Source organism: uncultured Modestobacter sp. (assembly GCF_947486615.1).
Lineage (GTDB): Bacteria > Actinomycetota > Actinomycetes > Mycobacteriales > Geodermatophilaceae > Modestobacter.
In genome coordinates, this window is the sequence record NZ_CANKUD010000005.1 from 235,905 (window position 1) to 252,196 (window position 16,292).

The 16,292-nt window shown below is 73.2% G+C and carries 14 protein-coding genes and 1 tRNA gene; 6 read left to right on the forward strand and 9 right to left on the reverse strand.

The features are described from left to right. Positions 1-42: 42 nt before the first annotated feature. Both Q1A09_RS12125 and Q1A09_RS12130 read left to right on the forward strand, forming a co-directional pair. Positions 43-1,308, forward strand: a complete 1,266-nt coding sequence (locus Q1A09_RS12125; protein WP_299955227.1) for an aspartate kinase — start codon at positions 43-45, stop codon at positions 1,306-1,308. Further along, entirely contained in the window at positions 1,305-2,336 is a 1,032-nt protein-coding gene (locus Q1A09_RS12130) for an aspartate-semialdehyde dehydrogenase (protein ID WP_299955228.1), read from the forward strand. Before Q1A09_RS12125 ends, Q1A09_RS12130 begins: the two co-directional genes overlap by 4 nt. 291 nt (positions 2,337-2,627) lie before the next feature. On the opposite strand, the gene Q1A09_RS12135 is transcribed toward Q1A09_RS12130, so the two are convergent. The 5 genes from Q1A09_RS12135 to Q1A09_RS12155 all read right to left on the reverse strand — a co-directional run bounded on the left by Q1A09_RS12135 (position 2,628) and on the right by Q1A09_RS12155 (position 8,059). After that, positions 2,628-4,433: a prolyl oligopeptidase family serine peptidase gene (locus Q1A09_RS12135; RefSeq protein ID WP_299955230.1), complete on the reverse strand. Its 1,806-nt coding sequence runs from the start codon at positions 4,431-4,433 to the stop codon at positions 2,628-2,630. A gap of 4 nt (positions 4,434-4,437) precedes the next feature. Further along, positions 4,438-5,529, reverse strand: coding sequence for a hemolysin family protein (locus tag Q1A09_RS12140; protein ID WP_299955232.1), 1,092 nt, complete (start codon positions 5,527-5,529; stop codon positions 4,438-4,440). Beyond that, positions 5,526-6,902, reverse strand: a complete 1,377-nt coding sequence (locus Q1A09_RS12145; protein WP_299955233.1) for a hemolysin family protein — start codon at positions 6,900-6,902, stop codon at positions 5,526-5,528. The genes Q1A09_RS12140 and Q1A09_RS12145 overlap by 4 nt, the downstream gene beginning before the upstream one ends. 102 nt (positions 6,903-7,004) lie before the next feature. Beyond that, a tRNA-Pro gene (locus Q1A09_RS12150) sits at positions 7,005-7,081 on the reverse strand. Between the two features lie 72 nt (positions 7,082-7,153). Next, on the reverse strand, positions 7,154-8,059 hold the full coding sequence (locus tag Q1A09_RS12155; protein ID WP_299955234.1) for a metallophosphoesterase: 906 nt from the start codon (positions 8,057-8,059) through the stop codon (positions 7,154-7,156). Between the two features lie 66 nt (positions 8,060-8,125). On the opposite strand from Q1A09_RS12155, the gene Q1A09_RS12160 reads away from it, so the two are divergent. After that, positions 8,126-8,578, forward strand: coding sequence for a GatB/YqeY domain-containing protein (locus Q1A09_RS12160; RefSeq protein WP_299955236.1), 453 nt, complete (start codon positions 8,126-8,128; stop codon positions 8,576-8,578). 103 nt (positions 8,579-8,681) lie between these two features. Here the strand turns inward: Q1A09_RS12160 and Q1A09_RS12165 are convergent, their stop codons facing one another. The 4 genes from Q1A09_RS12165 to Q1A09_RS12180 form a co-directional block, all read right to left on the reverse strand. Beyond that, on the reverse strand, positions 8,682-10,895 hold the full coding sequence (locus Q1A09_RS12165) for a transglycosylase domain-containing protein (protein ID WP_299955238.1): 2,214 nt from the start codon (positions 10,893-10,895) through the stop codon (positions 8,682-8,684). Between the two features lie 132 nt (positions 10,896-11,027). Continuing rightward, entirely contained in the window at positions 11,028-12,152 is a 1,125-nt protein-coding gene (locus Q1A09_RS12170) for a fatty acid desaturase (protein ID WP_299955240.1), read from the reverse strand. Between the two features lie 153 nt (positions 12,153-12,305). Further along, the gene (locus Q1A09_RS12175) at positions 12,306-13,520 is read right to left on the reverse strand and encodes an ArsA family ATPase (protein WP_299955242.1); all 1,215 of its coding nucleotides are present in this window, start codon (positions 13,518-13,520) and stop codon (positions 12,306-12,308) included. Further along, positions 13,517-14,476, reverse strand: coding sequence for an ArsA-related P-loop ATPase (locus tag Q1A09_RS12180; protein ID WP_299955244.1), 960 nt, complete (start codon positions 14,474-14,476; stop codon positions 13,517-13,519). Before Q1A09_RS12180 ends, Q1A09_RS12175 begins: the two co-directional genes overlap by 4 nt. 109 nt (positions 14,477-14,585) lie before the next feature. On the opposite strand from Q1A09_RS12180, the gene Q1A09_RS12185 reads away from it, so the two are divergent. The 3 genes from Q1A09_RS12185 (at position 14,586) to Q1A09_RS12195 (ending at position 16,198) form a co-directional block, all read left to right on the forward strand. Then, positions 14,586-14,759, forward strand: coding sequence for a hypothetical protein (locus tag Q1A09_RS12185; RefSeq protein ID WP_299955246.1), 174 nt, complete (start codon positions 14,586-14,588; stop codon positions 14,757-14,759). Between the two features lie 10 nt (positions 14,760-14,769). Continuing rightward, positions 14,770-15,240 carry a RidA family protein gene (locus Q1A09_RS12190; protein ID WP_222192654.1) on the forward strand — a complete coding sequence of 157 codons (471 nt, stop codon included), beginning with the start codon at positions 14,770-14,772 and terminating at the stop codon, positions 15,238-15,240. 151 nt (positions 15,241-15,391) lie between these two features. Continuing rightward, positions 15,392-16,198, forward strand: a complete 807-nt coding sequence (locus Q1A09_RS12195) for an NUDIX hydrolase (protein WP_299955250.1) — start codon at positions 15,392-15,394, stop codon at positions 16,196-16,198. Positions 16,199-16,292 lie beyond the last annotated feature (94 nt).

Below are 16,292 nucleotides of genomic sequence, written 5' to 3' on the forward strand. Positions count from 1 at the left end.
CGCGCGCACCGGCCCGCAGGTCACCGCCGGTAGCCTGGACCCGTGGCCTTGGTGGTACAGAAGTACGGCGGCTCCTCCGTCGCGAACGCCGAGCGCGTCAAGCGCGTGGCCGAGCGCATCGTCGAGGCGAAGAAGAACGGCGACGATGTGGTCGTCGTCGTCTCCGCGATGGGCGACACGACCGACGAGCTGCTCGACCAGGCCAGCCAGATCACCGCGGACCCGCCGGGCCGCGAGCTGGACATGCTGCTCACCGCCGGCGAGCGCATCTCGATGGCCCTGCTGGCCATCGCCATCTCCACGCACGGCTACGAGGCCCGGTCGTTCACCGGCTCGCAGGCCGGGGTGATCACCACCTCCAGTCACGGCAAGGCGCGGATCATCGACGTCACGCCGGGCCGGCTGCGCGACGCGCTGGACGACGGCTCGATCGTGATCGTCGCCGGGTTCCAGGGTGTCAGCCAGGACACCAAGGACGTCACCACGCTGGGCCGTGGCGGGTCCGACACCACCGCGGTCGCCGTCGCGGCCGCGCTGCGCGCCGACGTGTGCGAGATCTACACCGACGTGGACGGCGTCTTCACCGCCGACCCGCGCATCGTGCCGAACGCCAAGCGGCTGGAGACCATCACCTACGAGGAGATGCTCGAGCTGGCCGCCTCCGGGGCGAAGGTGCTCATGCTCCGCTGCGTCGAGTACGCCCGCCGGTACGGCATCCCGGTGCACGTCCGCAGCTCCTACTCACAGCTCCCCGGCACGATCGTGGCCGGCTCGATGGAGGACCTCACCGTGGAACAGGCGATCATCACCGGCGTCGCGCACGACCGGAGCGAGGGCAAGATCACCGTCTCCGGGGTGCCCGACCGCCCGGGTGAGGCAGCGCAGATCTTCCGCGTGCTCGCCGACGCCGAGGTCAACATCGACATGATCGTGCAGAACGTCTCCACCGAGGCGAAGCTGACCGACATCTCCTTCACGCTGCCGGTCAGCGACGGCCCCACCGCCATCGCCGCCCTGGAGCGGGTCAAGCACACGGTCGGCTACACCGACGTCAGCTTCGACCAGCACATCGGCAAGGTCTCCCTGGTGGGCGCCGGCATGCGCTCGCACCCGGGGGTCTCGGCGAAGTTCTTCGGCGCGCTCGCCGACGCCGGGGTCAACCTCGAGCTGATCAGCACCTCGGAGATCCGCATCTCCGTGGTCTGCCGCGACACCGACGTCGACCTCGCCGTCCGCGCGGTGCACGACGCGTTCGACCTCGGCTCCGAGCAGGGCGAGGCAGTGGTCTACGGAGGTACCGGACGATGAGCCGCCCCCTGCACCTGGGCATCGTCGGCGCGACCGGTCAGGTCGGCGTGGCGATGCGCTCCATCCTCGCCGAGCGGGACTTCCCGCTGGCCTCCATCCGGTTCTTCGCCTCCGCCCGATCGGCGGGGAAGACCCTGCCCTGGGGGGACGGGGAGGTCGTCGTCGAGGACGCCGCCACCGCCGACCCGACCGGGCTGGACGTCGCGCTGTTCTCCGCCGGCGCCACCACCTCGCGGGCGCAGGCGCCGCGGTTCGCCGCCGCCGGCGTCACCGTCATCGACAACAGCTCCGCCTTCCGCCGCGACCCGGCGATCCCGCTGGTCTGCAGCGAGGTCAACCCCGGCGACATCGCGCTGGCCGGGACGGGGCGGATCATCGCCAACCCGAACTGCACCACGATGGCCGCGATGCCGGTGCTCAAGCCGCTGCACGACGAGGCCGGGCTCGTCCGGATCGTGGCCAGCACCTACCAGGCGGTCTCCGGCAGCGGCGTCGCCGGCGTCGACGAGCTCCACGGCCAGGTCAAGGCGGTCGTGGACAAGGCCGACGGGCTGGCCTACGACGGCAGCGCGGTCACCTTCCCCGCGCCGGTGAAGTACGTGGCGCCCATCGCGTTCAACGTGCTGCCGATGGCCGGCTCGATCGTCGACGACGGCAGCTTCGAGACCGACGAGGAGCAGAAGCTCCGCAACGAGAGCCGCAAGATCCTCGGCATCCCCGACCTGCGGGTCTCCGGCACCTGCGTGCGGGTCCCGGTGTTCACCGGCCACTCGCTGTCGCTGAACGTCGAGTTCGCCGAGCCGCTGTCGGTGGCCCGGGCGACCGAGCTGCTCTCCAGCGCGCCGGGCGTGCAGCTGTCCGACGTCCCGACCCCGCTGCAGGCCGCCGGCAACGACCCGAGCTACGTCGGCCGGATCCGCCAGGACGGCGACCGCGGCCTGGCGCTGTTCGTCAGCAACGACAACCTCCGCAAGGGCGCCGCGCTGAACACGGTGCAGCTCGCGGAGTTGATTGCTGCGTCACTGTGACCCTCCGGGTCACACCGCGGCCAGGAGCCGTGCCCGGCTTGCGCTGAGCCGTTTCGTCGCCGCTCGTCGGGCAGCCTCCGGCCGCCGCGACGGGCGGCGACTGCGGCACGCGGTGCTCGCCCGGCGGGAGCCTCCGGCCCCGCGCCGGGCGAGCACCAGCAGCTTCGCTGCGGTGCCACGGGTCCGTAGTGGTGCGGGGTCACGTCCAGGGGCGTGCCCACGCGTGGTCGTGCCCCACGGGTGCGCTCGGGGGTGGTGATGCCCACGAGCGCGTCCGCGGGTGGCCCGCCCTTACGGCTTGACGTGCCTCAGGGCGAAGCTGAGGGCTACCTCGACCTGGCGGATGGTCTCCTCGATGACCAGGGAGCCGTGGCCGGCGTCGAAGCGGTAGACCTCGTGGGTCTTGCCTCGCTCGGTCAGGGCGGTGAGGTAGTTGTCGATCTGGCGGATGGGGCAGCGCGGGTCGTTGGCGCCGGCGACGACGAGGACCGGGGCGGCGACCGCGTCGACGTAGGTGAGTGGCGAGGAGCGCACGTAGACGTCGTGCACCTCCTCCGGTGAGCCGCCGAACAGCGCCCGGTCGTAGGCCCGCAGGCCCTCCATCTCGTCCTCGTAGGCGGCCAGGTAGTCGGCCACCGGCACCTCGGCGATCCCCGCCGTCCAGCGCTCGGGCTGGGTGCCCAGACCGAGCAGGGTGAGGAAGCCGCCCCACGAGCCGCCGCTGAGGATCGTGCGCGCCGGGTCGACCACGCCCTCGGCGACCAGCGCGTCGTAGACCGCGCCGACGTCCTCCAGCTCGGTCAGGCCGGGCCGGCCGGTCAGCGCGTCGCGCCACTCGCTGCCGTAGCCGGTGGAACCGCGGTAGTTCACGTGCACCACGGCGTAGCCGGCGTCCACGTAGGCGGCCCGGCGTGCGCGGTAGGAGTCGTCGTCCTGCGACTCCGGGCCACCGTGCACCAGGAAGGCGGTGGCGAACGGGCCCTCGCCGGCGGGCCGGACCAGCAGGGCGTGCACGTCGCCGCCCGGGCCGGGCACCCAGCGGTCCTCGACCGGGTAGGCGGCCGGCGGGGCCTCACCCGGGGCGGCGAGCACCACCGGGCCGTCGGCCCGGCGGATCACCGGCGGCAGCTCCGCCGACGACCAGGCCAGCTCCACCGAGCCGTCGGGGCGGGCCGTCGCGCCGCGGACGACGCCGCGCGGGGTGTCCAGCTGCTCGAGCGCACCGGAGGCCAGGTCGTAGCGGTACAGCTCGCTGCGCGCGGCGTGGTCGTGGCCGACCAGCAGCGCCGAGCCGTCGGGGTACCAGCCGGCCGTGACGTCGCCGGGCAGGTCCAGCCGCAGTTCGGTCTCCTCGCCGGTGGCGACGTCCCAGATCAGCAGCTCCTCACGGCCACGGCGCTCGTGCCCGACCAGCAGCCGCTGGTCCCCGGCGACGGGGGAGAAGCTCAGCGCGTGCAGGCCACGGCCCTCGCCGTCCCACTTGTCCGCGACCAGCGACAGGTCGGCGGTGCGCAGCACGCGCAGCGCCGGGTAGCGCGGGTCGCCGTGCTCGGAGTGGGAGTAGACCAGCAGCGTGTCGTCCTGGGACAGCGCGTCGACGCCCGCGGTGTCGGGGGAGGAGTAGAAGACCGACGGGGTACCGCCGACCGGGGCGATCCACAGCTCGCTGCCGTCGTCGGTCGAGCGGCCCACGGCGACCACCGAGTGGCCGATCTCCAGCCCGGCGGGGTAGGCGGGGCCCACCTCGGCGATCGCGACGCTGTCGGGGCCGCCGGCGAAGGGCTGGGTCATCCAGACGCCGAACTCGTCGCCGTCGGTGTCGGCGAACCACCAGATCGTCTCGCCGTCGGGGCTCAGCGTGGCGGCCAGGGTGCCGTTGGCGCGGTCGGTGACCTGCCGGTGGACGTCGGTCTCCCGGTCCCAGGCGTACTGCTCCACGACGCCGCTGACGTCGGAGGCGTACAGGCTGCGGTGCGGGGCGTCGTCGGCCCAGTCCGGCAGGCTCACCCGCGGTGCCCGGAAGCGGGCCTGCCAGCGGGCGGTGACCTCCTCCGGCAGGGCGGGTGCGGGCGGGTTCTGCGTGGGCTCGGCAGTCACCGGGTCATCTTCCCCCTGCGCCGGCGCCGGCCTCCGCGACGGGCGGCCGGCCGGCGGTCGGCCGCTCGACGCCGGCGTCCCGGACGTCGCCGATCAGCTGCTCCAGCACGTCCTCCAGCGCCACCAGGCCGAGCACCCGGTCGCCGTCCCGGACCAGTCCCAGGTGCGCACCGGAGCGGCGCATCTCCCGCAGCACCTCCGGCAGCGGCTCCGCCGGGGTGAGCTGCACGAAGTCGATCACCGCCTGGTCGGGCACCGGCTGGTCCCGCGACGTGGGCCCGGTGCCCAGCACGTCCTTGACGTGCACGTAGCCGACCAGCGTGCCGTCCTCGGCGCGCATGGGGTAGCGGCTGAAGCCGTGCTCGGCGACGACGCCCTCCAGCTGCCGGGGGGTGGACGAGCGGGGCACGGTGACCAGCGAGTCCGTGGGCAGCAGGACCGAGCTGATGTCGTGCTGCTCGAAGGTGAGCGCGCCGGCGGCCAGGTCGCTGACCTCGGCGCCCAGCAGCCCCTCGCGCCGCGACTGGGTGATCATCGACTGGATCTCGTCGTGGTCGAAGCTGGCGGACACCTCGTCGGTGGGAGTGACCCCGAACAGCCGCACGAAGGCGTTGGCGACGGTGTTGAAGAACCAGATGAACGGCTTGAGCACCCGCACCAGCACCGCCAGCGGCGGGCCCAGGGCGATCGCCGCCCGGTCCGGCCCGGCGATGGTGATGTTCTTCGGCACCATCTCGCCCAGCACCATGTGCAGCACGGTGACCAGTGACAGGGCGATCACCAGCGCGATCGGGTGCAGCAGCGCCTCCGGCGCACCGACCGCCTCCAGCGGCACCTCGATCAGGTGCGCGACCGCGGGCTCGCCGACCGCGCCGAGCCCCAGTGAGCACAGCGTGATGCCCAGCTGCGCCCCGGCCATCATCTGGCTGACGTTGCGCATCGCGGCCAGCGTCTTCTGCGCCCGCACCGAACCGGCCTCCGCGCGTGGCTCGATCTGGTCGGCACGCGCCGAGACCAGGGCGAACTCGGCGGCGACGAAGAACGCGTTGCCCAGCAGCAGCACGACGAGCACCAGCAGGGCCAGACCGTCGCTCACGCCTGCGCCACCTCTCGCTCGGGGCGGACGGCGGTGGCGCCGGCCGGTCGTGCGACGTCCTGGTCGTGCGGGGTGTCGTCGGAGTCCGGGGCGGGCGTGGCCCGCAGGCGTGCGACGCGCCGTCCCTCGACCTCGTCGACGGTGAGCCGCCAGCCCTCGACGTCGACCGACTCGCCCTCCTCCGGGAGGTGGGCCAGCTGCTCCACGACGAACCCGGCCACGGTCTCGTACCGGCCCTCGGGGACGGTGATGCCGGTGCGCTCGCGGAGCTCGTCCGGGCGGAGCAGGCCCGACAGCAGCCAGTCGTCGCCGTCCCGGCGCAGCTGGCGCAGCGGCCGGTCGGTCTCGTCGGTGATCTCGCCGACCAGCTCCTCGACGATGTCCTCCAGGGTCACGATGCCGTGGGTGGCGCCCCACTCGTCGACGACCAGCGCCAGCTGCAGCCCCTGCTCGCGCAGCAGGTCCAGCAGCGGGTCGAGGTGCAGGGACGACGGGACGGCGAGCACCGGTTCGGCCAGCTCCCCGGCGGTGCGTTCCAGCCGCTCCTCGTCGGGCACGGAGACCGCGTGCTTGACGTGCACCACGCCGGTCACCTCGTCCAGGTCGGCGCCGTAGACCGGGAACCGGGAGTTGCCCGACCGGATGGCGGCGTCGATGACGTCGGCCGCGGTCGCCGCCGAGCTCAGCGTCCACAGCCGGGTCCGGGGGGTCATCACGTCGGTGGCGAACTTCTCGCGGAGCCCCAGCGAGCGGGCCAGCAGCCGGGCGGCGACGGGGGAGAGGTCACCCTCCTCGGCCGAGCGCCGGGCGACCGCGGCCAGGCCCTGCGCGTCCCGGGTGTCGTCGAGCTCCTCGCGGGGCTCGAACCCCAGCCGGCGCACGATCGCGTTGGCCAGCCGCTGGAGGGTGCGCACCACCGGTCCGGCCACCGTGGTGAACAGCCGCATGCCGGGGGCGACGAGCGAGGCGGTCGGCAGCGGGCGGGCGATCGCCAGGTTCTTCGGGCCCAGCTCGCCGATGATCATCTGCAGGAAGGTGGCCAGGAAGATGGCCAGCCCGATCGCGATCGGGCTGGTCGCGTTCTCCGGGAGCCCGATGGCCGCCAGCACCGGCTCGAGCAGGCCGCCCAGTGCGGGCTCGGCGAGGAAGCCGACGATCAGGGTGGTCAGCGTGATGCCCAGCTGGGCCGCCGACAGCTGGGTGGACAGCCCCCGCAACGCGGTGACGACCCCGGCCGCGCCGGTGTCCCCGGCCTGCGCGGCCTCCTGGGCCTTGCCACGGTCGACGGTGGTGAGGGAGAACTCGGCCGCGACGAAGAACCCGGTGAGCGCGGTCAGCAGCACGGCCGCCAGCAGGAGCAGCCATTCGGTCACCGGGGGACGGTGCCCGGGTGGCTACGGGCGGAAACGGCCCGGCGGAGTGACCTGTGCCCTGAACGCACTCAGGGACCGCCGGATCGGCGGTCCCTGAGTGGCTGGTCGGGGTGACAGGATTTGAACCTGCGGCCTCGTCGTCCCGAACGACGCGCGCTACCAAGCTGCGCCACACCCCGAGGTGCGTCGACAACTGTAACCGATGCCCGATCGGGCTCTGCGGCCCCCTTCGGCCCCGCGACCGGGGTCGCTCAGCGCGCGGTGAGGGTCAGCAGCGTGGCCTCGGGCGGGCAGGCGAACCGCAGCGGCGCGTACGGGCTGGTGCCCAGCCCCGCCGAGACGTGCAGCCAGGTGCCGGTCGGGTGCCCCGCGGACGGCGGTGTCCACCGGTGCAGCCACCGGACGTGCTGCCGGTCGATGCCGCAGTTGGTGACCAGCGCGCCGTAGAAGGGCACCCGCAGCTGGCCGCCGTGGGTGTGCCCGCACAGCAGCAGGTCGTAGCCGTCGGCGGCGAACCGGTCCAGCACGCGCGGCTCGGGGGAGTGCACCAGCCCGATCCGCACGTCGGCGGACTGGTCGGCCGGTCCGGCGACGAGGTCGTACCGGTCCCGCTTCAGGTGCGGGTCGTCCACCCCGGCGAAGGCGATCCGGGTGCCGGCCACGGTCAGCGCGCCGGTGCCGTTGGTCAGGTCGAGCCAGCCCCGGCCGGTCATCCCGTTGCGCAGCTCGCGCCAGGGGAGCGGGTCGCCGTGCACCCGCTTGTGGTTCGTCTTGAAGTACTTGAGCGGGTTCTTCGGCCGCGGGGCGTAGTAGTCGTTGCTGGCGAGCACGAACGCGCCGGGGAGGTCCATCAGCGGCTCGAGCGCCCGCAGCGTCGCCGGGACGGCGTCCATGCCGGCCAGGTTGTCACCGGTGGTGATCACCAGGTCCGGGCGCAGGTCGGCCAGCCCGGCGACCCACTCCTGCTTGCTGCGCTGCCCGGCGGTCATGTGCAGGTCCGACAGCTGCAGCACGGTCAGCGGCGCGGAACCCGGCGGCAGGACGGAGACGTCGAAGCGGCGCAGGGTCCAGTGCGTCCGCTCCACGAGGCCCGCGTAGGCGACCGTGGCGGCACCGGTGGCCACGAGTGCGGCGGGGACGGCGGTGGTGGCGCGCATGCCGCGAGCCTAGGGGGACGGGGAACTGCGTCGTCCGGGTCGGTCCGGAGTGGCAGGCTCTGGGTCGTGAGTGAGCTGAAGGACCGACTGCGCAATGACCTGACCACCGCGATGAAGAGCCGCGACGAGCTGCGCACCGCCACGCTGCGCATGGTGCTCGCCGCGGTGAGCGCCGAGGAGGTCTCCGGCAAGGAGGCCCGCGAGCTGACCGACGACGAGGTGCAGGCCGTGCTGCGCCGCGAGGCCAAGAAGCGCCGCGAGGCGGCGGAGGCGTTCGGCGGCGCCGGCCGGGCCGAGCAGGCCGAGCGGGAGCGCGCCGAGGAGGGCGTGCTGGCCACCTACCTGCCTGCCCAGCTCGAGGACGCCGACCTCGCTGCCCTGGTCGCGGACGTGGTCACGAAGACCGGCGCCAGCGGGATGAAGGACATGGGCAAGGTGATGGGTGCCGTGCAGGGCCAGGTGGCCGGTCGGGCCGAGGGCGGCCGGGTGGCCGCGGAGGTGCGCAAGCAGCTCGGCTGAGCGGTGGGAGCCGGCTCGGTCGGCTCTCCCGGGGAATGCTGTCGCACGACGAGGGGGGCAGAGCCACCAGGCTCTGCCCCCCTCGTCGTGCGCGATGCTGCGGTCAGTTCGTGGTGCCCTCGGTCGTCGGGGGTGCCACCGCGTCGCCTCCGGCTGCGGGGACATCCGCCGGCGGCGTCACCTCGGTGGTCGGCGCTGCCGGCGTCGTCGGGGTGGAGGTCGACCCGCCCCCTCGGCTGCTGCTCGAGGTGCTGTCGTTGCTCTCCCTGCGCACAACGGCTCCGGTGCCCTTGGTGCCCGCAGCGACGGCCGGGTCGGCCGCTGGGAACTCCCGGGTGGGCCCCTGGTTCAGGATCGGCTCCATGGCGTCGTGCCAGATCTGCGCGGGCTTGCCGCCGCCGTAGCTGCCCACGTCCTGGTTGCCCTTGGGGTTGAGCACCATGACGCTCGCTGCGTACTCCGGCAGGAAGCCGACGAACGCGGCCGAGTTGCGGTCCTGCGACGTCCCGGTCTTGCCGGCGATCTGGTGGCCGGGGACGTTGGCCCGGGTGCCGGTGCCGATGTTGCTCTTCACGTCGGCGGTGAGCACCTGGCTGAGGGTGTTGGCGACGCCGGCCGGGACGGCGTCGGGGTTGCAGTTGTCGCCCTTGACCAGGGGCTGCCCGTCCTCACCGGTGAGCGGCTCGCCGGCCCGGTTCAGGATCTGGACCACCGGGACCGGGTCGCACTGGGTGCCACTGGCGGCCAACGTGGAGTAGGCGCTGGCCAGGTAGAGCGGACTGGTCTCGATGGCGCCCAGCGTGAAGGAGCCCTGCTCGCCCTCGATCGTGACCCGTGCCCGCTCCTCGGGCAGGTTGAGCCCCATCCGCTGGGCCATCTCCACCGGGCCGCGGACACTGCCCAGCTGGTCCTCCATGGCCACGAAGTAGGTGTTGGACGACCGGGCCAGTGCATCGTGCATGGTCAGCGTCCTCGGGAGCGTGCCGACGTTGCCGATCGGGCCGTACGCCTTGCCCGTGGTGCCGCCCATCTGCTTGTAGACCCGTGAGTAGTAGGGGTCACTGGTGGTGATCCGGTAGTTGACGCCGTAGCCCTGCTCCAGGGCGGACGCGGCAGTGAAGACCTTGTAGGTCGATCCGGAGCCCTGGCTGGCGGCGACGTTCAGGTTCACCGACTCGCACGCCGGGTTGGCCGCGTCGCAGCCGAACTGCCGGTTCACGCTCATCGCCAGCACCTTGCCCGTGCCCGGCTCGACCGCGGTGTAGATGCCGGCCAGCGGGTCGCCCATCCCGAGGGTCTTCAGCACCGCCTGGTCGCCGGCGGCCTGCATGTCCGGGCGCAGTGTCGTCTGGATGGTGTAGCCGCCGTTGTCCAGCTGCGTCTGGGTGAAGTCGAGCTCGTTGATCAAGTAGCTCTGCAGGTAGTCGCAGAAGAAGCCGCCGACGACCGCCTGAGCGCAGCCGTTCGGCGCCTTGCCGCCCTCCGCGATCGGGATCGGGCTGGCCGAGATGTCGGCGAGCTCCTGGTCGGTGATGTGGCCGAGCTCGTGCATCCGGGCCAGCACCTGGTTGCGCCGGTTCGCTGCGGCCTCGGGGTGGGAGATCGGGTCGGTGTTGCCCGGGCTCTGCACCAGCCCGGCCAGCACCGAGGCCTGGGGGAGGGTGAGGTCGACGGCGTTGACACTGAAGTAGGTCTGCGCGGCGGCCTGGATGCCGTAGGCGCCGGCCCCGAAGTAGGCGATGTTCAGGTAGCGGGTGAGGATCTCGTCCTTGGAGTAGGTCTCCTCCAGGGCGAGCGCCAGCCGCACCTCGCGCAGCTTGCGGCCCACCGTCTTGTCGTCGGCCGCCTCGCGCTCCTCGGGGGTGTCCGCGGTCTGCAGCAGGGTCTGCTTGACCAGCTGCTGGGTGAGCGTCGAACCGCCCTCCTCGACCTCCCCGGCGGCGAGGTTCTTGACCAGGGCGCGCATCGTGCCCTCGACGTCCAGGCCGTTGTGCTGGTAGAAGCGCGAGTCCTCGATGTCGACCAGGGCCTGCTTCATCACGTCGGAGACCTGGTCGGGGGTCACCGGGGTGCGGTTGTTCGTGTAGAACTCCGTGATCAGCGACCCGTCGGCGGCCGGCACCCTGGTGTTGCCGTTCGGCGTCTCGTCGGTCAGCTCGACGGGCAGGGCGTCGAGCAGGCTGGTGGAGTTGCGGGCGACGAGGCCCGGTCCGCCCACCCAGGGCAGCAGCATGGCGGCGACGAGGGCACCGGCGACGACGATCGTCACGGCCAGCTTGACCAGGGCGCCCAGACGGGGGTTCGCAGACTCGGACATCGCAGGCCAAGGTACCTGTCCGCGGGGCCGTCGTCCGCTGCCTCGGACGCCGACGCGCTGGGTGGTGCCACGGCGCTCGGCGCGTCGTCCGGGGCGTGCCGGGGAGTGGCCCCGATCACACCCCGGACGAGGTCAGCCGTTGTACCGGTTGGCCCGCTTGAAGGTGCCCATGTCGTTGAAGCGGACGCCGTTGGCGGCGAGCACCGGGTGGATGTCCCGCTCCATCAGCTGGCGCACGTAGAACGGGTCGGCCACGTAGAAGTGGTGGATCGGGTGGGTGCTGCCGAAGTTGGCGCAGAACACCTGGAAGGGCGCCAGGTACCACTTGTTGAACACCTGGGTCTGCTGCAGGACGTTCCCCTGCTCGACGTCGCCCTGGTAGTGCATGTTGCTGCTGATGAAGTGCAGGCAGAAGCCGCGCCACACGTTCGGGCCGACCCAGACGACGGTCAGCACGGTGAGCGCGTGCAGCCAGCTCGCCGGCACGTCGGCGCCCAGCCAGGAGGCCACGTGCAGGCCGAGGAAGGCGTACCAGATGGTGATCGCCACCGGGGTCAGCCCGATGCTGGCCTTGAGGATGGTCTTCCGCCAGAGCGCGTCCTCGGCGTCCTTCGGCCTGGTGGTGACGATCCGGATCATCGCCGGCACGTAGGGGTCGAGCAGGCTGTAGAGCCGGACGGCGCCCCACGGCTTGCCGTTGGTGATCGACACCTCCTCGATGTCGTCGGGGAGGCCGGAGTAGGCGTGGTGCCGCAGGTGCAGCCGGATCCGGTAGACCGGGTTGATCGTGTAGGGCCGGATCGCCCAGACACCGAACAGCAGCCCGTACCGCACGGCCTTGCGGCGACGGAAGTACAGCGCGTGGATCAGGTCGTGCTCCACCTCGTGCCCGATCGCGGCGAAGGCGGCGGAGACGAACAGCGTCACGTACCAGGGCAGCACGCCGGTCAGGTACAGCGCGCCGCTGCCGGCGAAGCCGAGGACGGCGACGCCGAACGCGGTGAGGCCCAGGGCGTCCTGGTGGCGGAGGACCGGGTGCTCCCGGCGCAGCTCCTGGGACCGACGGCGGATCGCCGAGGTGATGACCTTGGTGCGGGCCTTGTCGTCGGCGTCCATGCCGGTGAGGTCGACCGGGATCTCGACCGGCAGTTCGGCGGCGGGCGGGACGTCGACGGGGACGGCGGTGCCGGTGCCGAAGAGCCCGGCCGGCGGCGTGGTCGTCGCGGTGCTGCGGTCGAGCTCGGGTGCGGTGCTCATGCCTGGTGTGTCATCCCTCCGACGGAACGGTCGGGCGGAAGCTAACCGTGCGTCACGACCGGGACCAGGCCCCCGGGCGACGCGGACACGAACGGGTGACGCACGGGACCTCGTCCTGCCCCGTGCGTCCCTCCTGCCCCACGAACGAGGAGGTCAGCCGGCCGTGGGGCGCAGCGGCAGGACCCGGCTGCGCGGGGTGCCCGTGCCGGCGTCGGCCTCGGCGGCGAGCAGCGCCTCGCCCATCAGCCGGAGCCCGTCCAGGTCGTGCACGTCGCCGGCCGCGGCCGGGACCGCGCGGATCGGCACCTCCGGGTGGGCGCTGGTGAACCGGTCGGCCAGCCGCTGCTCCCGCGCGGCCACCGTCATCCGCTCGGCGTGCACCCGCAGCGCCCCGGCGGCCAGCTTCGACCCCGGCCCACCGGCCTCGGCGACCGCCTCCGCGGCGGCCTCCGCGCGGGTCGCCGACAGTGCGGTCGTCGCCGGCGGGTGGGTGCGGTTGAGCACCAGCCCGGCCAGCGGCATGCCCTCGGTGGACAGCCGGTCGACGAAGTAGGAGGCCTCCCGCAGTGCGTCCGGCTCCGGGGCGGCGACCACCACGAACGACGTCCCGGGCTGGCGGAGCAGCTGGTACGTGGCGTCGGCGCGCTCGCGGAACCCGCCGAACATGGTGTCCAGCGCGGAGACGAAGGCGGAGATGTCGTTGAGCAGCTGCCCGCCGAGGATCTTGCTGATGATCCGGCTGAACAGCGAGAAGCCTGCCCCCACCAGCCGGACGCCGGCCCGCCCACCGGCCCGCGCGGGGGCGGTGAGCAGCCGGATCATCGTGCCGTCGAGGAACCGGGACAGCCGGTTCGGGGCGTCCAGGAAGTCCAGCGCCGACCGGGACGGCGGGGTGTCCACGATGACCAGGTCCCAGCGGTCGCTGGCCCGCAGCTGCCCCAGCTTCTCCATGGCCATGTACTCCTGCGTCCCGCCGAAGGAGGACGACAGCGCCTGGTAGAAGGGGTTGTCGAAGATCACCTGCGCCCGCTCGGGCGTCGAGTGCGCGGACACGACGTCGTCGAACGTCCGCTTCATGTCCAGCATCATCGCGTGCAGCTCGCCGGGGGCACCGGGCGTCTCGACCAGCCGCGGCTCGTTGTCCAGCTCCACCAGGCCCAGCGACTGGGCCAGCCGGCGGGCCGGGTCGATGGTCAGGACGACGACCTCCCGGCCGGCCTCCGCGGCGGCCAGCGCGAGCGCCGCCGACGTCGTGGTCTTGCCCACGCCACCGGAGCCGCAGCACACGATGATCCGGGTCGCCCGGTCCTCGACCAGGGCCGCGAGGTCCAGCGCCGGGGCCACCGCGGGGCGCCGCGGGGCGCTCACGCCGCCACCCCGGTCTGCAGGTGGCCCTCGAGCCGCTCGGCCAGCTCGAACAGGCAGCCGAGGTCGATCGGGGACGACGACAGCGGCAGTTCCACCACCGGGCGGCCCAGCGCCTCGACGTCCCCGCGCAGCGCGTCCTGCGCGATCCAGCGGCGGGCGTGCTCGACGGCCTCGGCGGCCAGCCCCGCCGCCACCTCCGGAGCAGTCGGCACCTGCGCGGCGGTGAGCGAGGGAAGCAGGTCGGCGGCGGTGAGCCGGCCCTCGGCCGTGCGGGCGATGCTCGCGGCCGGCAGCAGCGGCTCGGTGGCCATGTTGACGATCACCGACCCCACGGGCAGCTGCGCGGCGGTCAGCTCGGCGATCGCATCGGCGGTCTCCTGCACCGGCATGTCCTCCAGCAGGGTCACCAGGTGCACCGCGGTCAGCGGCGAGCGGAACACCGCCATCACCCCGTCGCTCTGCGCCTTGATCGGCCCGGAGCGGGCCAGCCCGGCCACCTCGTTGGTCACGTTCAGGAAGCGGGTGATCCGCCCGGTCGGCGGGGCGTCGACCACGACCGCGTCGTAGACCGGTCGGCCGTCCTTGCCGCGACGGGTGACCGCCTCCTTGATCTTCCCGGTCAGCAGCACGTCCCGCAGGCCCGGGGCGATCGCGGTGGCGAAGTCGACCGCGCCCATCTTGCGCAGCGCGTAGCCGGCGCGCTTCAGGTTGTAGAACATGTCCAGGTACTCGAGGAAGGCCGCCTCGACGTCGATCGCCAGGGCCTTGACCTCACCGCCCCCGCGGGCGACCGCGACCCGGCGCTCCTCGTAGGGCAGCGGCGGGGTGTCGAAGAGCTGGGCGATGCCCTGCCGGCCCTCGGTCTCCACCAGCAGCACGTGCCGGCCGTCGGCGGCGAGGGAGAGCGCGAGGGCGGCGGCCACGGTCGTCTTGCCGGTGCCCCCCTTGCCGGTCACGACATGGCACCGCACGGAGGAGGCGCCGGGCGGGGGAGCGGAGGTCACCCCACCGAGCCTACGAGCGGCGGCCGATCCCGGCCTGTCCCGGCTGCGCTAGCGTCGCGCCATGAGCGAAACCACCCGCCGCACCTGGGAGTACGCGACCATCCCGCTGCTCACCCACAACACCAAGGCGATCCTGGACTCCTGGGGCGTCGACGGCTGGGAGCTGGTGACCGTCGTCCCGGGCCCGGGTGGCGGCGACCAGCTGGTGGCCTACCTCAAGCGCCCGACCAGCTGAGGCCGACGAGATGAGCGCCCCCACCAACAGCTGGCACGCCCGCCTCGCCGAGCTCGGCGTCCGGCTGCCCCCGGTCGCCGCCCCGGTCGCGGCCTACGTGCCGGCCGTCCGCACCGGCCAGCTGGTGTTCACCTCCGGCCAGCTGCCCTTCGTCGACGGCGGCCTCCGCCGCACCGGCAAGGTGGGCGGCTCGGTCGACGCCGAGGACGCCGCCGCCGACGCCAAGGTCTGCGCGCTCAACGCGCTGGCCGCCATCGACGACCTGGTCGGGCTCGACTCCGTCGCCCGGGTGATCCGGGTGGTCGGCTACGTCGCCAGCGCCGAGGGCTTCTCCGGCCAGCCGCGGGTCGTCAACGGCGCCAGCGAGTTCCTCGGCCGGGTGTTCGGCGAGGCCGGGCAGCACGCCCGCAGCGCCGTCGGCGTCGCCGAGCTGCCGATGAACGCCCCCGTCGAGGTCGAGCTCACCGTCGAACTGCGCTGATGGCCGGCGTGGCCCTGCGATCCTCCGGATCGCACCGCGGCCAGGAGGCGGTGCGGACGGCGACGAGCGTGTCGCCGTGGCCCCGGCGGGGAGCCTCCGGCCCCCGCGCCGGGGCCACCGCCTCCTTCGTCGGCGTCCGTACGGACGATCGGTGAGCTCGTCTCTCCCCGCTGCGATCCGGCAGGCGGCGACGGTGTTGTTGCTGCGGGACGCCGCTGTGGGGATGGAGGTCTACCTCCTGCGGCGCACGAAGGGCATGCCCTTCGCGGGCGGGATGAGCGCCTATCCCGGTGGTGGGGTCGACGAGCGGGACGGCGACACCGACCTGGCCTGGATCGGGCCGCCGCCGGCCGACTGGGCGAGCGCGTTCGGCTGCGACGAGCGGCTGGCCCGCGAACTGGTCTGTGCCGCCGTCCGGGAGACGTTCGAGGAGGCCGGCGTGCTGCTGGCCGGTCCGGCCGACGGCGCCGGCGTCGTCCCGGACGTCTCGGGTGAGGACTGGGAGGCCCAGCGGCAGGCCCTGATGGCCCACGAGCTCTCCCTCGCCGAGCTGCTCGCCGGCCGCGGACTCGCGCTGCGGGCCGACCTGCTCCGCCCGTTCGCGCACTGGATCACCCCGCCCGGGGAGAGCCGGCGGTACGACACCAAGTTCTTCGCCGCGCTCGTGCCCACCGGGCAGGAGGCGCGGGACGTCTCCGGCGAGGCCGACGAGGCGGTCTGGACGACGCCCGGCGCGGCGCTGGACCAGCACGCCGGCGGCACCCGGCCGATGCTCCCGCCCACCATCCACACCCTCGGTCAGCTGACGCCCTTCCCGGACGCCGCCGCGGCGATGGCCGGCTCGCCCCCGGCCCCCCTGGAGCCGATCATGCCCACGTTCGCCGAGGGCCCCGACGGCCGCTGGGCGGTGCTGCCCGACGGCACCCGGATCCGGATGGTCGTGCCGCTCTCCTCGTGAGAGTGCACGTGGCCACCCTCCGGGCCCGTCGCAGGGTGTCGAACGCGAGCGGCCCAGGACTCTCGGTGAGTCCTGGGCCGCTCGCGTTCAGTGC